We start from the raw sequence: 16,274 nt of genomic DNA on the forward strand, positions 1-16,274 counted from the left end.
TGCCATTGGGCGCTCATTCCAACATTGGACCGGAATACCCAGGCAGCACATTCAGCGCTTAACTGATTCTGAAGTGGTCAACAAAAACTGGCCACGGCTTCAGCGTTTTTCCCACATCGGCTTTCCGATTCGTTTTACCGGGATGCTTATAAGCAACAATTGGTGTCCCCTGGCTGGATGTTCGGGGGGATAAGGAATGAAGCAGCACGCAAGGTATGTTGTGCTGCCTAATTAAATCAGCGTCAATTGTTATTTGACTGTACGTCCTTCAGTATAGGCTTTAGGGGCGTCATTCAAACTCATGACATTAGCCCCACCACCATAACTTGGATTTTCTTCTTGAACAGGATCATCTGCCCAATTGCAAACCGGACAATTTTCATAGTTCCTAATATCCGAAAATTCATATTTATGGCAACAAGGGCATAAATATACTGGACTATTCATTATTTCATCCAATTGCTATTTTAATTTTCGATATTAGTTCATCTTTATCCCATCCCACACTATATTTAGCCTCGGGAGCATCCCAACAACTATTAGCTATTCGATTAATAATAAATTCGCCATTCGTTTCAAACGCGGGATACCAACCAACATCAACAATAACCCCAGACTTAAATGATAATTGTAACAAATCCTCATCTAAGACCATTACTTGTGATTCTATACCCTGCGAAAAATCAATAGCCGATAATTCATCAAATATATTTATAAGTTCAAGATAAAAATCGGTTCCTAGAATACTGTATTTTTTCATCATTTCAAAAGTTTCCTTGCTACGTCAGCATCTATTGGGTGAGAGTGTATTGTGTCTTGCGACTCCTTTGTCACAACCCACGAGGTTTCCTTACCTTTATAAGCTCCTTGAACAGTATCAAACTCTTTTACCTTCCAATTTTGACCATTTGTAGTCGGTGTTCCTGTTTCCCATACATCATGGTCAATACTTGCAATATCTGCACCTTGTTTAAATTTAGCTCGCCCTGTTTTTGTGCTATCAATCACATCTTTCCACGATTTATTCTTTGGTGGATGATGTTTATATCCATGAGCAAACGACGTTTTATTTTCACTAAGGTAAATATAAATCGGCGGAATATCCAATACTGGCAGGATAAGAATATAATCCGCAAATGTCTTTTCTTCCGGTGCCGGGCTGGTTGTCGCCTCTATACCGGTATTTTCCGGCAGCGGTTCAACAATAACCGGGTTTGGTATCCTTACCGGGTTCTGGTTGCCTGTATTTGACGGAACATTGACTCCTGAACTGTCTGGCGTCCAGATAATCGTAATACGCGGCTCTTCCTCTGTGGTGAACGTATACGCCTTTCGGTTGCTGTCCCACTCCATTTTACGCACACGCACCCTGTCTTTGCCGGGTGGTGTATGCCAGCCATGAGGAACCGGATTGCCTTTATCATCCTGTTCCCATGTATAACGCACCCGTGTTGGCGCTTCACGCATCTGTTCCAGACGCATCCGGTCAATGAAGTCCTGTTCACCATCATTGAGCCTGCCGGGCATCATTCCCATCACGACTGCGGCGACGGGCGCACCGGGGCCGCTGGCGGCTATTCTCCCGGCCCCGCCTGCCATCTCACCCAGTTTTACCGCCCATGTTCCTGGCGTAATGGCTCTTCCACCTACCAGCCCAAAAATGCTGGCACCTTTAACAGCCGCCTGAGCATTAGCCGCACTTGTTGCTGCAGCTACCGCTGCCTGATAATCCATTTCCTCATGGTTACCGTTCAGCCATTTATACAGGGCGCTTCGCTGCTTCGGCTTTGGAATATCTTCACCAGGTTTCTTTTTCCTGGCAGTCTGAGCATATTGAGGAACATCCGTATCTGATGCGGGTTCGGCAGGAGGAACGGACTGATAAAATGCCATTTCGCCAAAGTTGATATGGGGCTCTGGCGCTTCACCGGCATCATTACAGCCCTCACCACGCAGGCAGGATTTGGCAAAGACACGATTACGATCACGTTCTTCTGCCAGTCGTTTTTCCCCGGTCTCCTGCTGTTCCAGCTGAGTAACAGGCGCAGGCAATGGTGCCTTTTCTGCCTGCTCTTCGGGCGTATCATCTCTGATATAACAATCCGGGATTGTCTGTATAAACCGTGCACCGCACGGACAGGAGCTTACACTGTCCAGTGTTCCAGCCAGCCTTCTGCCGTTGTCCCATGAATCCGGTGTACCACCCAGAATTCTGTACACTCCCGGATGCTGGCCGCACGATACAAGGTCACCTTCCCGTGCCCCCGCCACACCATACCAGCTCAGCGTTTCATCCCCGGTCAGTATCTTTCCCCCGCAGGTAGTCGAATCGCCCACCCGCAGGTAAAACCCCATCGCTCCCATTAGTCCGTTCTCCTGTTCTTAAAAACATGACCTGACCAAATACCGGGGGGAAGTTCACTGGTATATTGACGACGCATTCCTTTTCCTTGTCATATTTGTGGTTAAACTGATGCAATACTAACCGATTGGTAATTTGACTTAAAATCACTTTATCTTTATGTGATTACAAAAAAATTTGTTATTTATTTAATATAAAAGCACCAAATAAACACACATGAATGGCAAATGACATGGGCTGATACCACAGCATACGATTTAGATTATTTAGCAGAATTTGTTCCTGACACACTCAACACGGAGAGTGCAGAAAACGATTTAATCCACGCTGATGAGGGTAGATATCATCCTGGCAAACCAACTATTCTGTACAAAAAAGAGCCCCGGATACTTCCCGTGCTGCACCTGGTTTATCTGCAAAAAGGTAAAGTATGCATTTCACTTCGTCCCGCTTACTGCTGCGCCCCGTCATCCCCGGTGATGTCGATTGTCTGTTTCGTATTTATGGCGACCCGCAAACCCAGCAATTCAACCCTGCCGGGCCTTATCCTTCCCTGGATTATGCCCGGGGAATATTGCGTTCCTGGCTGGAACACAGCAACCAGCCCGGGTTTGGGCACTGGGCAATTCTTCTTCAGGAAAACCCGCATGAAATTATTGGCTTTGGTGGGTTAACACCGCGTGTTGTCTGCGGTTACCACATCAATAATCTGGGCTACCGCTTTGCCCCGCAGTGGTGGGGAAAAGGGCTGGCAACGGAATTTGCCCGGTCAGTGGTGGCATGGGGTTTTGAGCAAGGTAAGCTTAGTGAAATTTCAGCAGTAATACGCCCGGGGCACAGTGCTTCACAACATGTACTGGAAAAAACCGGCTTTCATTTTGAACGAGAAGTAGCAGACCCGGAATACCCTTCTGCGCGCCTGTTCTTCACGCTAACAAAGGCGCAATGGCGCGCCAGCCAGGGGGCTGACGCAAAATGATTACACAACTGCGGGTTGCCCCGCCAGGTAGCCTCCGGCCAGCCGCGTTACCCGGTCAATCGCCTGGTAAAGCGCCTGCGGTGTGACTTTTCCTGGCATATTTTGCATATCTGGCGCGATAACCGATTCCTGAACAATGGCGTCCAGTTCCTCCGGATTAAGGTCGGCAATTTCAGCAAGGCGCAGCGGTACGGCGCAGGCATGGGCCAGGGCGATGGCCTCCAGCATCTCCTCGTCACTGCGGTTTTCCAGCGCCAGCAGGCACAGGTTGCCAAAACCCACTAATAAACCATGGCCGAATTCCCGGGTTTTGTCGCAAACAGTAAAGCCTTCATAAATTGCGTGTGCGGCAGCAGCGTGTGCGCCACTGCTCATTAACGATGTCAGCCCGGCGAACATAAAAATGGCATCCAGCACTTGTTCCAGCGCTGCGTTCGATTGCCCGGCACGGGCAGCTTTACAGGCTTCGGCGCCAAATGTGGCAATCAGGTCATAACAAATACGGCTGTTAGCGCTGGATGCGCTGGCAATCCCACTCAGGTGAGTATGCTGTTCGCCAATAGCGCGGAATTCGTACCATTTTGCCAGCGTGTCGCCCAGTCCTGCAGCCAGCCAGCGCAGAGGTGCCCGCGCCAGTAATTCGCTGTCGATAATTACGGCATGAGGCGCCTGGCTCAGTGGGTAGAGATCGCGGAAATGCCCGTCATCATGGTAACGAATGGTGAGTGGGGTAACCGCCGCACAAGTGGCTGCAATGGTAGGTACGGTAATCACTGGCACATGCGCCGCCACGCCTGTTGCTTTACAGGTATCGAGGGATTTTCCACCACCAACGCCAATAATGACATCAGCCCCCAGTGTTTCGACACAACCCGCAAGGCGGGTGATATTGCTTTCGCTGGACTGCCCGCCAAACCACTCACAACCCACCAGGGTTACACCGCTTGAGCTAAGCTGTTCACGAATAGTGGACTCAGTGGCCGAAAGGGCCTGATGCCCGCCAATCACTAATGCCCGCTCCCCCGCCTTAGCACATATTTCGCCAAGCTGAGCAATCACTCCCGGCCCCCGCAGTATCTGGGCCGGGAAAATGATGTTTTGAGCGATCATAGTATTTCTCCCTAATTTGTATGTTTGTGTATGACAATAAAAGTCATCGCATACTGGCCTGAACGCACCCCGCTGATGCACACCACGCACTGCTACCAAACAGCGCCCCAAACAGGCAACCCTGCGTAGATAAAGCGCGGGTAAGCAGGCAGCGAATCACCTCACAAGAGCAGTGACTGAGCAGGCGATAACCTAAAAAAGCAAGGGTTGTGCCACAACTGGCGCAACCCCATCAGGAAACAAACAATGCGGTTACAGACAATCAGGAACTATAGCCTGGCAGCAACGCAGTAATGGCTTCCGGCCACTGTTCACGGGAAGCCCACAGGCGCATATTTTCGATATCTGGCGCCATCAGGCGGTCTTTTTCCAGGAATGGCACAACAGCGCGAATCGCCGCCAGTTCCGCTTCCAGGTAGCTGGCGCTTTGTAATGGGCGGTGGAACTCAATCCCTTGTGCGGCAGCCATAGCTTCAATGCCCACCACCACGCTGGTGTTAAAGCACATATCTCGCAGGCGGCGGGCGGCACCGGTTGCCATTGAAACGTGGTCTTCCTGGTTTGCTGAAGTAGGCAGGCTGTCCACACTTCCCGGGTGCGCCAGTGATTTGTTTTCTGAAGCCAGTGCGGCCGCGGTCACCTGAGCAATCATAAAGCCGGAGTTAACCCCGCCATCTTTTACCAGAAATGGTGGCAGGCCAGACAAACCGCTGTCGAGCAGCAATGCCATACGGCGCTCAGAAATCGCGCCAATTTCTGCTACCGCCAGCGCGATAATATCTGCAGCAAAGGCAACTGGCTCCGCATGGAAGTTACCACCCGAAATCACATCACCGTTATCGGCAAATACCAACGGATTATCGGATGCGGCATTGGCTTCAATACGTAAAATACGCGCAGCGTGCGTCAGGTTGTCCAGGCATGCGCCCATCACCTGTGGAACACAGCGAATAGAGTACGGGTCCTGAACCCGGCCACAGTGAACATGAGAAGCCACAATTTCGCTGTCAGCCAGCACTTCACGCAATGCCGCCGCCACAGCGATTTGCCCGGCCTGACCACGCGCTTCGTGAATACGCGCATCCAGCGGTTTCACGGAACCTTTAATCGCCTCCAGCGAAAGTGCGCCAGCCATCAACCCGGCAGCAAAAACACGTTCCGCTTCAAATAACCCGGACAACGCCAGTGAAGTGGAAACCTGAGTACCGTTCAGTAATGCCAGCCCTTCTTTCGGCCCCAACTCGAAAGGCACCAGCCCGGCCAGCGCCAGCCCTTCAACGGCCGGGAGCTTTTCACCATTAACCCGCACATGGCCTTCGCCAATCAGCATCAGAGATAAATGCGCCAGAGGTGCCAGGTCACCAGAAGCGCCAACCGAGCCTTTTTCCGGAATACAGGGCATAACGCCGGTATTAAACAAACTAACCAGTGCATCGACAATCTCCGGGCGAATACCAGAATGGCCGCGCGCTAAGCTCAGCACCTTGGTTGCCATCACCAGCCTGACTACGTTATCCGGTAAATCACTGCCCACGCCAACACTGTGAGACAACACCAGATTGCGTTGCAATTCAGCCAGGCGGTCTGCCGGAATACGGGTTTGCGCCAGTTTGCCAAACCCGGTGTTAATGCCGTAAACCACCTCACCGGTATCAACAATATCCAGCACTCGTTGTTGTGCAGCCTCAATACTGGCCCGGGCGTCTTCTGCCAGTGCCAGTTGTACATTACCCTGGTAAATCTGGCGTAATTCTGCCAGCCCTGCCTGGCCTGGGTGAAGTTCACAACGGGTTAAGTGCGGGGTAGTTGCAGCCATAGTCTATTCCTGTATATACAAGTGTGGCGAAAAAAAATCGTTTAGTTAAGACGCCCTGCGAGCACCCGCTCTCAGGCAACCTGTGCTACCGGCCACCTGGCATGCAGGTGAGCCGGTACCACTCAGTTAGTGTGCCAGCATGGTTTCTGCCCGAATTTCTTCAGTTACGCGCGCCTTGAGCGCCATAAACTCTGGCGATGTTTTCAGCCGGTAATCCCGTGGATGTGGAAAATCAACCGGCACTTCCGTCTTGATTCGGCCAGGACGGGCGCTGAATATAGCTACTTTATTTGCCATAAAGATGGCTTCGTCAATATCGTGCGTGACAAAGAGTACGGTTTTGCGCGACGCCTCCCAAATTGATAACAACAGCTCTTGCATCATGACCCGGGTTTGGTTATCAAGCGCGCCGAAGGGTTCATCCATCAGTAGCACTTTCGGGTCGTTCGCCAGTGCGCGGGCAATCGCAGTACGTTGTTGCATACCGCCAGATAACTGGCGCGGGAAGTGCTGTTCAAAGCCACGCAGCCCCACTTTATGAATAAAATAATCACTGCGGGCTTTCTGTTCCGCCTTGCTGATGCCGCGTTCCTGCAGACCGAAACGGATGTTTTGCTCAACTGTCAGCCAGGGAAACAGCGTGTAGCTTTGAAAGACCATTCCGCGGTCTGCCCCCGGGCCTTCCACCCGTTCGCCATCCAGCCACACTTCCCCATTTGTTGGGGTATCCAGCCCGGCAACAATGCGCAGTAAAGTCGATTTGCCACAGCCGGACGGGCCAAGAATGGTAATGAAATCGTTTTCATTCACCGGGTAATCTACCGGCAACAGCGCCTGGGTTTGCTCCCCGTTTGGCCCCCGGAATACCCGTTCCACCTGGCGAATGCTGAGTTTGGGATAGTGCATTACAGTGAGCTCCACATAAACAGGCGGCGGTTAACCGCTTTGAACACCAGGTCAGACAACAAGCCAATAACGCCGATAACAATAATCCCGAAGATCATTTGCCCCGTGTTGAGCAATGCCTGGCTGTCCACAATCATATGGCCTATCCCGCTGGATGAACCAATCAGTTCAGCAACAATAACGTAGGTCCATGCCCAGCCAAGTACCAAGCGCAATAACTCGGCAATTTCCGGCGCGGCTCCGGGAATAATCACCCGGCGCACCACACTTTTATTGGTGGCACCGAGGGTATACGCCGCTTCAACCAGGTCACGGCGGGCAGCACCTACCGTCACCGCCACCATCAGGGTTATCTGGAAAAATGACCCAATGAAAATAACCAGTACTTTCTGTAGTTCCCCTACCCCGGCCCACAGAATCAGCAGTGGAACAAAGGCCGATGCGGGAAGATAACGGCAAAATGAAATGAAGGGTTCGAAGAACGCTTCAACCATCTTCCAGGAGCCCATCATGATGCCCAGTGGAACCCCCAGTGCTGCTGCCAGGATAAAGCCTGCCAGTACCCGGAAAATAGTCATGCCCACATCACCGGCAAAACCATAATCCCGAAACAGGTAAAACCCTTCTTCCAGCATGGTGGCCGGGTTGGCGAGGAATGTGGGTGAAATCAGACCGGTAAAAGTCGCCAGCGCCCACACGGCGAAAAAGAGAATAAAAAAGCAAATACCCAGTAGAATACGGTGGCGCACATTCACCGGGCGCAACGGCACCATCAGTGGGTTATGCCACACCTTTTTACTGGCCGGCAACGGAGCCGGCTCAGCAAAATGGGATATGCTATTGACGTTAGTTTCTGCGACCTGGCTTGCAGGACTTGTCATATCACGGTCCTTCATTACTTGTTCACATACTGCGCATCGTACAGGGTGCTGATATCCGGCGTTTTACGCAGAATTTTCATTTCAGTCAGCAGGTGAGCGGCTTCATTACTGAAGGTGGTAATCTCACCACTGAAGAATTTTTTATTCGCGGCGCGATCCTGCCAGCGCAGGTAACTGGCTTCCTCAGCAAACTGTTTGCCGGTTTCTTTCACTGCAGCGCCCATAATTTCATTTGCTTTATCCGGATTGCTTTTGATCATATCCAGTGCGTCGAAATAGCTGTCTACCAGCCCCTGAGCCGCTTTCGGGTTGTTTTTCAGCCAGTCTGGCGTACAACCCAGCGTATCCATCACCACCGGGTAATCCAGTGTGGTAGCAAGAATTTTTCCTTTTTCCGGGTTCTGGCGAATAGAAGATAAATAAGGCTCATAACTGACTGCGGCATCGTTCTGCCCGGCAATAAATGCGCGGGCTGCGGCATCCGGGCCCAGTGTTGCCAGTTTGACATCTTTCATGCTCATACCGTTTTTATCGAGGATCCATGCCAGCAGAAAGTAAGACGATGTTCCGGGCGCATCCACACTAATGGTTTTGCCTTTCAGGTCAGTGATTTTATTGATGCCGTTACGCACAGCGATACCATCCGCCCCATAGGATTTATCCAACTGGACAATTTGCTTAATCGGTACGCCGCTGGCATTCCAGGTCAGGTAGGTTTCAACGGTAGTGGCGGCACATTGCAGTGCACCGGAAGCAATCGCAAGATGGCGGGATTGCTGTGGCACCATTTTCAATGTCACGTCCAGGCCGTGCTTTTTAAAAATGCCGGTTTTCTGTGCCAGTGTCAGTGGTGCAAACCCTGTCCAGCCAGAAATACCAATGACGACGGGTGTATCGGCAGCCTGTGCAAGACCACCCGTTACCGCACTTATTGCCAGCGCTACGCCACATGCAGACAAGACGCGCTTCAATCTGTTTTTTGCATTTTTTTTGTTCATCGACCACTCCTGAGAAAACAACCTGTTATTGGAAAGTGATAACCCCAAATGCTGTGCTGTACGCCTGATATTACAATCCGCAAATACGATAAAGGCGAACGCGTATAGTCTTGTCTATACAAGCTACAGTCACAAAGTTGCAATGCGTGTGCCAGCTTTTTCAACCCCGTTACAGACGGGATATCCGGCAGGAGAGAAGAAAGAAATGTGCATAAAACAGGGCAAACGCCCTAATGGAGTGCATGCCCTGCGCAAAGGCAGGGCATGGAGGGACTGATTAACCTCACCAGCTGCTTATCAGGCCGGGCGGGCTTCCAGCGCAGGAAGTGCATTTTCGCTGTACTCACGGAGCGTATCACTGGATTTGAGGGTAAAACTGTTAACGCTTTCCAGTAATGCAGCGGCATGGTGATGCAACTGGCTGGCCGCTTCGCTCGACTGCTGAGACAATGTGGCGTTCTGTTGCGTGGCTGAATCCATATGTGTCACCGCAAGACTTACCTGCTCAATACCCGCACTTTGCTGGTTACAGGCAACAGAGATAGTTTCAACCAGTTGCGATACCTGGCGAATATTATTCAGCATCTGTTTCATTGCCACACCGGCTTCCCCGGCCAGGTCGTTCCCTTGCGCAATGCGGCTTGAAGTGCGGCTTATCAGGGTATTAATTTCTTTCGCAGCATTGGCCGAACGTTGTGCCAGCGCCCGCACTTCACTGGCAACAACCGCAAATCCACGCCCTTCAGTACCCGCCCTTGCCGCTTCAACTGCGGCGTTAAGCGCCAGAATGTTGGTCTGGAATGCAATACTCTCAATCACTGTCACAATGCTGTTTATCTCAGTGGAAAACCGGTTGATGTCGCCCATCGCTTCCACCAGGCGTTCAACAGAGTGGTTCCCTTCCTGTGCCATGACATCGGTATTCTGGCTGAGTTTATTGGCCTCAGCCGCGTTGTCAGCAGTATGTTTCACAGCGGAAGTCACTTCTTCCATGGAAGCCGATGTCTCAATTAACGCACTGGCCTGCGCTTCATTGCGGGTAGACAGCGCCTGGCTGCCATCAGCAATGCTGGCGGATGCGCCGGCAATATGCTCTGCACCATCAATCACCTCACGCACAATACGCGCCAGGCTGTTGTTCATGGTTTGCAGTGCTGCCATCAGGCCGGCAATTTCATCCTTCCCGGAAACTTCAATCGTGGCTCTCAGGTCACCAGAAGCAACCTGGCGGGCAATCTGTACCGCCTGAGCAACAGGGTGAGTAATACTGCGGATAATAAGCCAGGTCACCACACCGCCCGTCAGCACTGCCAGCACAATCACCAGTGCAATAATAGTCTGAATTTGTTGGTAATGGTGGGCATTTTCCGCATTAATTTCCTGGTGGAGAATTTGGGCATGTTGCAGCGTTTTCTCGACCACATCGTCAATCATTTTGGTCGGTGCGCGGTCAATACCGCGCACCTGTTTATCGACTCTGGCCGGGCTGTTTACATCAGCGATGTTGTAAGATTCCAGCGCGCTGAGGTACTGGCGGAGTAATTGCGCGTGCGCTTCCCGTGCAGCTAAAACATCCTGATTACTCATACCAAGTTCAGGCAATTGCTGGCTGAGGGTATTCAGTAACGCCTGGGTTTTATCATTCTGCTCCAGAAACGCTGCTTTATATTTGGCGAATAAACCATCGCCCTGAACACCGCGCAGTAAAGTATCTTTCCACTCCTGAACCTGAATTTTGAATTGCACCTGTGCATTGCGTGCTGTGTCAATTGACTGTTCAATCAGCATTTCACGGGCAATAAATTGTTGGCTGCTTTTGGTCCAGTGGTAATTCACATAGCCACCAATAGCGCCAGCACACAGTGTCAGCGCCAATAGCAGAACAGATAACAGCCATAAACGTGGCCCAATACGAAACTGGTTTAATCTCAGAGCAGAAAGCATAACGGTGTTCCTTAACGACAATACCTGCCTGTGTTATCGTCTCTTCCGCTTATTTCTTCACCACTAAATCGGTTTAAGTGAAAAAGAGTGAACCCTTTCTCATTACGGCTTCAACTCAGTTTCGCCTGTATTATTTTTTTATGACGGAGCGCAACAACCAGCCACCCTGGTTTTATTACCCACCAATACGTGGGCATTGAGAAGGCAGAAACTCAAGGCCACAATGCGGGCATTTTAAAACATTATTCTTACGAAGTTTGGCTGCGCGCTGGTTGGCAATATGGGCGCATTTTGGGCACTTTACGGGGACTGGTCGTTCACCAAAATGGCGCAGACCCTGGGTATATGACATATGCGAACACCTCCGGGGTATTGAACGGCTAAGCAATAGCAACCCGTTTGTTCTGCTTGTTTTTCACTCAAAGAATAAACCCACAAAAAAGGAATGGCAATAACCGGCTACGGGCTCAATTTACCTTACAACGCGGGCTTGCCTGCGCGCAGATGAGTGCGCACAAGCATGGACTCCTTAATCACGCCACATCCCGTAATGTGCTGAGATCCAGGGTGATGGCAACTTGCTGCCCGTCAGAGAGTAAGTCCGCCACACTGCGGTTCAGTACATCAACGCGTAATTCAACCCCTTGCGCCACTACCCGGTAGCGCACCACGTTGCCCAGTAAACTGCGGTCAAGAATAGTGGCAGGAATGCCCTGGCCTGGAGCGCAAATAGTGATGGATTCCGGGCGTAACGCACACTGCCCGTGGTGTTCAATGCCGCTCAAACGCGCCATATCCTGAGCACTGAGTACGTTGTAGTTACCAATAAAATTCGCGGCGAATAAATCGGCAGGCTCGGTGTACAGCGTTTCGGCACTGCCATTCTGAATGATATTGCCCTGGTTCATCAGGATTATCCTGTCAGACAGTGTCAGCGCTTCTTCCTGGTCGTGGGTGACAAACAGAGTGGTCAGGCGCAACTCCTGCTGAATACGGCGAATTTGTTCACGTAAATGGCGGCGGATACGCGCGTCCAGCGCAGAAAGCGGTTCATCCAGCAATAGTAAACGTGGGCGGGTAACCAGTGAACGCGCCAGGGCAACACGCTGGCACTGACCACCAGACAACTGGTGAGGGAAACGGTGGCTGTAAGCTGACAACTCCACCAGTTCCAGCACTTCGTTCGTGCGTTGTTCAATTTCACTGGCCGGGATTTTTTGCATTCTCAGGCCAAACGCCACATTCTTTTTCACTGTCATGTTCGGGAACAGCGCATAGCTCTGGAACACCATGCCAATGGCGCGTTTTTGTGGCGGAAGCGGTACAATATTTTGCCCGGCAATTTCCACCGAACCACTGTCCGGGTCAGTCAGCCCGGCAATACAACGCAACAACGTAGATTTACCGCAACCACTTGGGCCAAGTAAGGTAACAAACTCGCCTTCATCCGCACTGAAATCTATATTTTCAAATACCCGGGTTGGGCCATAGTGTTTATTGAGTTGTGAAATTTTTAAATAAGACATAACACCCTCACTTACGGTTCAGCGCACTGGCAAGCCAGGTAATCAACAGCACGACACAGAAATAGGAAATCACCAGCGCACTGGTAAAGTGACCGCTGCCGTTACGCATGTTGTAGAGATAGACCTGCAGCGTTTCGTAGCGTGTGCCCACCAGAATGTTGGCAAACACAAACTCACCTATCAGGAAAGAAAACGAGAGCAATACGGCAACCATGACCCCTTTACGCAGGTTCGGCAATACCACCAGAAACGCCGCCTGGAATGTGCTGGCACCCAGCAGGTTTGCGGCGCTCACCAGTTCTTTAATATTCACCGCCTGCATATTGTTGCTGATTGCCCGCCAGATAAACGGCAGGGTTATCGTGAAATAACAGGCGATAAGTATCCAGGGTGTGCCTGTAAGCACCAGCGGGCCGGATGCATAAAGCTGCAATAACCCCACGGAAGAGACAACCGGTGGAATAGCAAAAGGCAGCAAAATCAGTACATTCATGATGTTGCCCAGCAACGGGAAGTACCAGACAATCACAAACATCACGGGCAGCACCAGCACAAAAGAAAAGGCCAGCGCACCAAAACAGATAACCAGTGAACGCCCCAGCGCGGCCAAAAAACGCGGGTCATGCCACAGCTGTGAAAACCACTCAATCGTCAGGCCATCGGGCAGAATAGTGGCACCCCATTCAGTTGCCAGCGCGTACAGCAGTGTTGCCAGTAAAGGAACAACAAGAATCAGTAATAACAAACCAATCACCACACGGTGATAAACATATTCACTTTTCGTCATGGGTACCGCTCCTTGATTCAGCGCGCATTAAGGTAACTGCGGCGCTGGATCCACTGCTGGATAACTGTAATCGCCGACATCAGCACAACCAGTAACATTGCGAGGGCACTCCCCATATTAGGATCAAGAGAGATATCCCCGGACACCAGCGCGGCAATACGTACCGGCACTACGTTGAAGTTGCCAGAAGTCAGTGCATAAATGGTGGCATAAGCCCCCAGCGCATTTGCCAGCAGGATGACAAACGTGCCAATCAGCGCGGGAGACAATACAGGTAGCCCAATGTGCAACCAGTAACGTATCCGGCTGGCCCCCAATAAGGCGCTGGCTTCTTCCCAGTCTTTTTTCAGCCCGTCGAACGCCGGAAACAGCAGTAATAACCCAAGTGGAATTTGGAACCAGGTGTACACCAGAATCATGCCGTCAATGGAATAGAGCCGGAAATCGCCCAGCAGCCCATATTTACGCAGCAGCAGTGTGATACAACCGTTCAGGCCCAGTAAAATAATGAAGGCGAACGCCAGAGGCACACCGGCAAAATTACTGGTCATATTGGTGAATGACATAATAATGCGCTGCAACTTGCCATTGCCGATTTGGTGCAGGGAGTAACCACCAATCAGCGCAATAATCAAACCATACAAACTGGATAAAATGGAGATTTTCAGGGAGCTGGTAATAGCCTGCTGGTAAAACGGCGAGGTCAGAATGTCCTGGTAGTTGCCCAGCCCCCACGCCTCCATGCTGTCACTCCAGAAACTGTTCACCACAATCCAGATAAGGGGGGCAATCTGGAATGCGAGGTAAAACAGCGTAAAAGGTAACAAACATAGCAGCGCAAGCCATTTTCCTTTCATCATCAGTGCCACTCCTGCTTCGGTGCCAACAGCGCCCGGCAAACTGGTTTATCGTGCGCCACGCCTAATAGCTCACAAACAGTGCCGCACAAAGTGGTTTGGGGAATGGTTAAATCAGGAAGTTTCGAAAAACCGTCACCAAATACAAACAAAGGCACACAGGTTTCTTCTTCCAGAACTCCGCCATGGCTGCGGTCATCGTTCATACCGTGGTCGGCGGTTACCAGCACCTGGTAGCCTTCGGCAAGCCAGACGGGCATCCAGTGGGATAAATAACCGTCTGCGAAACGAGCTTTGTTACGGTATTGCGGCGATGAAAGGCCAAATTTGTGCCCGGCATCGTCAATGTTCATAGGGTGAATGAGCAGGAAATCCGGGTCATGGCACAAGCGCAGGCTTTCCGCATCTTCAAACAGGTGTGAATCCGGGTAAGTGTCATCAGAATAAAAATGACCATACTGCACAGGAAGTGTTGGGTCCTGAACATGGCGGTCACGCGCGGGGTTAAAAGGTGTACGGTTGTACAACTCACTGACCCAATGATAAGCCGCAGCCGCTGTAGTTAACCCCGCAGCACGCGCATAGTGAAAGATACTCTGTTCGCGGCTCATTCGGCTCACCCCATTATGAATAATGCCGCTTCTCACCGGCGGAATACCGGTGAGAATGCACTCATAAAGTGGGCGGGATAACGACGGCAACTCACAGGTCAGCGAATAAATCTGCCCTTTTCCCTCGGCGCATTCTGCTTGCAGGTAGCCCATTGCATGTGATGCCACCTGGTTGCTCAGGCCATCGAGGATAACCAGAATCGTTTTCATACCGCCCTCAAACTTATTGCTGCATATTGATCATGACATTTTCCTGCCACAGACGCGGCAGCATTTTGGCGCTCTTTTCCCAGGCCTGCTGGTCGGCAATCGGGCGCGCATTTTTATATTCACTGTCTGGCAGCATTTGTGCTTTCACGTCTGCCGGGTAGGTAAGATGCTCAGCACGGATAGGACGGGCAAAACCGCGGGCAAGGTTTATCTGCCCGGCATCAGAGAAGATATATTCGCGGGTCAGTTTGGCTGCATTCGGGTGCTTGCCGTATTTATTGATAATTGTGGTGTAACCGGAAGTAATGGAGCCATCTGAAGGGATAACCACTTCAAAACGTTTCGGGTCGATTTGTTTGCGATAGTTCAGGCCATTGAAGTCCCACACTACGCCAACCTGAACTTCACCTTTTTCAATGTTGGCAATGGTCGGGTCAGTGACGCCCAGGCGCCCTTGTTTTGCCAGCTCAGCAAAAAATGCCAGAGCGGGTTTGAGATTCTTTTCATCGCCACCCAGTGCGTAGTTAGCCGCCAGCACGCCAGACGCGGCCTGAGAAGCAACCCCAACATCACCGATATCCACAACATACTTACCTTTTTTCAGGTCTGCCCAGCTGTGAGGCGCATCTTTTACTTGTTGTTTATCAATAATAAACGCAATGGTGCCAGTGTATGCCACTGCCCAGTAACCATCTTTATCTTTCGCCCAGGCGGGTATCTGATCCCAGGTGCTGGGTTTATACGGCAATGCCAGCCCCTGTTTTACCGCGATTGGGCCAAAAGAGATCCCCACGTCACCGATATCGGCAGTTGCATTTTCTTTTTCCGCTGCAAACTTGGCTAATTCCTGGGCTGAAGACATGTCCGTATCCATATGTTTCAGGCCATATTTAGACAGCATATCTGCCCAGGTCTCTTTCCAGTTTGCCCAACTGTCTGGCATACCCACGCTATTCACTTCGCCTTCACTCTTTGCGGCTTTTTCCAGCGCAGTCAAATCTGCCGCATGGACATTGGCGACCTGCAACGCCACGAGCAATGTACTGGCTAACAAAGATACATACATGCGTTTCATAAATGCTATGCTCCAGTGATGTGGTTGTTATTGGACTAGTCCAGCAAAATCGTTGTTGCAAAACACAGGCCAAAACAGAACAACGAATTAAGAGACTGGAGCTTATCGCTGATTTATAAACTTTTTATTACAGTAACGTGACATTCTGGCAGCAAGTTGTTTCCAGGCTGGCGTCAACTCGTGGATCAGGGTATGCACTATTTTGGCTATTT

At 51.0% G+C, this 16,274-nt stretch carries 16 protein-coding genes; 1 reads left to right on the forward strand and 15 read right to left on the reverse strand.

What is annotated here, in order from left to right; genetic code table 11:
• Positions 1 to 249: 249 nt before the first annotated feature.
• The 3 genes from A9B99_RS23045 to A9B99_RS04265 are packed head-to-tail and all read right to left on the reverse strand — an operon-like array spanning position 250 to position 2,364.
• Positions 250 to 447 (reverse strand): CPCC family cysteine-rich protein, encoded by a 198-nt coding sequence (locus tag A9B99_RS23045; RefSeq protein WP_074388758.1) that lies wholly within the window; start codon positions 445 to 447, stop codon positions 250 to 252.
• Positions 448 to 451: 4 nt separating this feature from the next.
• Positions 452 to 763 (reverse strand): hypothetical protein, encoded by a 312-nt coding sequence (locus A9B99_RS04260; protein ID WP_064594917.1) that lies wholly within the window; start codon positions 761 to 763, stop codon positions 452 to 454.
• Entirely contained in the window at positions 760 to 2,364 is a 1,605-nt protein-coding gene (locus A9B99_RS04265) for an S-type pyocin domain-containing protein (protein WP_064594919.1), read from the reverse strand. Before A9B99_RS04265 ends, A9B99_RS04260 begins: the two co-directional genes overlap by 4 nt.
• Before the next feature lie 428 nt (positions 2,365 to 2,792).
• Here A9B99_RS04265 and A9B99_RS04270 point away from each other — a divergent pair, with 428 nt between their 5' ends.
• Positions 2,793 to 3,341: a GNAT family N-acetyltransferase gene (locus A9B99_RS04270; protein WP_064594920.1), complete on the forward strand. Its 549-nt coding sequence runs from the start codon at positions 2,793 to 2,795 to the stop codon at positions 3,339 to 3,341.
• On the opposite strand, the gene A9B99_RS04275 is transcribed toward A9B99_RS04270, so the two are convergent.
• The 12 genes from A9B99_RS04275 to A9B99_RS04330 form a co-directional block, all read right to left on the reverse strand.
• Positions 3,342 to 4,451, reverse strand: a complete 1,110-nt coding sequence (locus tag A9B99_RS04275) for an iron-containing alcohol dehydrogenase family protein (protein WP_064594922.1) — start codon at positions 4,449 to 4,451, stop codon at positions 3,342 to 3,344. It lies immediately after the preceding gene.
• 262 nt (positions 4,452 to 4,713) lie between these two features.
• The gene (gene hutH, locus A9B99_RS04280) at positions 4,714 to 6,267 is read right to left on the reverse strand and encodes a histidine ammonia-lyase (protein WP_064594923.1); all 1,554 of its coding nucleotides are present in this window, start codon (positions 6,265 to 6,267) and stop codon (positions 4,714 to 4,716) included.
• 126 nt (positions 6,268 to 6,393) lie between these two features.
• Positions 6,394 to 7,173 (reverse strand): ABC transporter ATP-binding protein, encoded by a 780-nt coding sequence (locus tag A9B99_RS04285; RefSeq protein ID WP_064594925.1) that lies wholly within the window; start codon positions 7,171 to 7,173, stop codon positions 6,394 to 6,396.
• Positions 7,173 to 8,054 carry an ABC transporter permease gene (locus tag A9B99_RS04290; protein WP_064594927.1) on the reverse strand — a complete coding sequence of 294 codons (882 nt, stop codon included), beginning with the start codon at positions 8,052 to 8,054 and terminating at the stop codon, positions 7,173 to 7,175. The genes A9B99_RS04285 and A9B99_RS04290 overlap by 1 nt, the downstream gene beginning before the upstream one ends.
• Before the next feature lie 14 nt (positions 8,055 to 8,068).
• On the reverse strand, positions 8,069 to 9,052 hold the full coding sequence (locus tag A9B99_RS04295) for an ABC transporter substrate-binding protein (protein ID WP_064594930.1): 984 nt from the start codon (positions 9,050 to 9,052) through the stop codon (positions 8,069 to 8,071).
• Between the two features lie 297 nt (positions 9,053 to 9,349).
• A complete protein-coding gene (locus A9B99_RS04300; RefSeq protein WP_231889148.1) occupies positions 9,350 to 10,996 on the reverse strand; it encodes a methyl-accepting chemotaxis protein in 1,647 nt (548 codons plus the stop codon).
• A gap of 175 nt (positions 10,997 to 11,171) precedes the next feature.
• Positions 11,172 to 11,348, reverse strand: coding sequence for a YnfU family zinc-binding protein (locus A9B99_RS24470; protein WP_353614717.1), 177 nt, complete (start codon positions 11,346 to 11,348; stop codon positions 11,172 to 11,174).
• Positions 11,349 to 11,529: 181 nt separating this feature from the next.
• A complete protein-coding gene (locus tag A9B99_RS04310) occupies positions 11,530 to 12,522 on the reverse strand; it encodes an ABC transporter ATP-binding protein (RefSeq protein WP_064594934.1) in 993 nt (330 codons plus the stop codon).
• A 7-nt stretch (positions 12,523 to 12,529) separates the two neighbouring features.
• Positions 12,530 to 13,309 carry an ABC transporter permease gene (locus tag A9B99_RS04315; protein WP_064594936.1) on the reverse strand — a complete coding sequence of 260 codons (780 nt, stop codon included), beginning with the start codon at positions 13,307 to 13,309 and terminating at the stop codon, positions 12,530 to 12,532.
• 17 nt (positions 13,310 to 13,326) lie between these two features.
• Positions 13,327 to 14,166 (reverse strand): ABC transporter permease, encoded by an 840-nt coding sequence (locus tag A9B99_RS04320; protein ID WP_064595538.1) that lies wholly within the window; start codon positions 14,164 to 14,166, stop codon positions 13,327 to 13,329.
• 2 nt (positions 14,167 to 14,168) lie between these two features.
• Positions 14,169 to 14,987: an alkaline phosphatase family protein gene (locus A9B99_RS04325; RefSeq protein WP_064594938.1), complete on the reverse strand. Its 819-nt coding sequence runs from the start codon at positions 14,985 to 14,987 to the stop codon at positions 14,169 to 14,171.
• A gap of 13 nt (positions 14,988 to 15,000) precedes the next feature.
• The gene (locus A9B99_RS04330) at positions 15,001 to 16,062 is read right to left on the reverse strand and encodes an ABC transporter substrate-binding protein (protein WP_064594940.1); all 1,062 of its coding nucleotides are present in this window, start codon (positions 16,060 to 16,062) and stop codon (positions 15,001 to 15,003) included.
• Positions 16,063 to 16,274: the final 212 nt, after the last annotated feature.

This window comes from Mangrovibacter phragmitis, assembly GCF_001655675.1.
Taxonomy (GTDB): domain Bacteria; phylum Pseudomonadota; class Gammaproteobacteria; order Enterobacterales; family Enterobacteriaceae; genus Mangrovibacter; species Mangrovibacter phragmitis.

Coding starts and splice junctions, on each gene's coding strand:
- A9B99_RS04285 (WP_064594925.1), bottom strand. CDS start 7,173: ATGCACTATCCCAAACTCAGCATTCGCCAGGTGGAACGGGTATTCCGG.
- A9B99_RS04270 (WP_064594920.1), top strand. CDS start 2,793: ATGCATTTCACTTCGTCCCGCTTACTGCTGCGCCCCGTCATCCCCGGT.
- A9B99_RS04265 (WP_064594919.1), bottom strand. CDS start 2,364: ATGGGAGCGATGGGGTTTTACCTGCGGGTGGGCGATTCGACTACCTGC.
- A9B99_RS04325 (WP_064594938.1), bottom strand. CDS start 14,987: ATGAAAACGATTCTGGTTATCCTCGATGGCCTGAGCAACCAGGTGGCA.
- A9B99_RS04330 (WP_064594940.1), bottom strand. CDS start 16,062: ATGAAACGCATGTATGTATCTTTGTTAGCCAGTACATTGCTCGTGGCG.
- A9B99_RS04295 (WP_064594930.1), bottom strand. CDS start 9,052: ATGAACAAAAAAAATGCAAAAAACAGATTGAAGCGCGTCTTGTCTGCA.
- A9B99_RS24470 (WP_353614717.1), bottom strand. CDS start 11,348: ATGTCATATACCCAGGGTCTGCGCCATTTTGGTGAACGACCAGTCCCC.
- A9B99_RS04320 (WP_064595538.1), bottom strand. CDS start 14,166: ATGAAAGGAAAATGGCTTGCGCTGCTATGTTTGTTACCTTTTACGCTG.
- A9B99_RS04260 (WP_064594917.1), bottom strand. CDS start 763: ATGATGAAAAAATACAGTATTCTAGGAACCGATTTTTATCTTGAACTT.
- A9B99_RS04290 (WP_064594927.1), bottom strand. CDS start 8,054: ATGACAAGTCCTGCAAGCCAGGTCGCAGAAACTAACGTCAATAGCATA.
- A9B99_RS23045 (WP_074388758.1), bottom strand. CDS start 447: ATGAATAGTCCAGTATATTTATGCCCTTGTTGCCATAAATATGAATTT.
- A9B99_RS04310 (WP_064594934.1), bottom strand. CDS start 12,522: ATGTCTTATTTAAAAATTTCACAACTCAATAAACACTATGGCCCAACC.
- A9B99_RS04275 (WP_064594922.1), bottom strand. CDS start 4,451: ATGATCGCTCAAAACATCATTTTCCCGGCCCAGATACTGCGGGGGCCG.
- hutH (WP_064594923.1), bottom strand. CDS start 6,267: ATGGCTGCAACTACCCCGCACTTAACCCGTTGTGAACTTCACCCAGGC.
- A9B99_RS04315 (WP_064594936.1), bottom strand. CDS start 13,309: ATGACGAAAAGTGAATATGTTTATCACCGTGTGGTGATTGGTTTGTTA.
- A9B99_RS04300 (WP_231889148.1), bottom strand. CDS start 10,996: ATGCTTTCTGCTCTGAGATTAAACCAGTTTCGTATTGGGCCACGTTTA.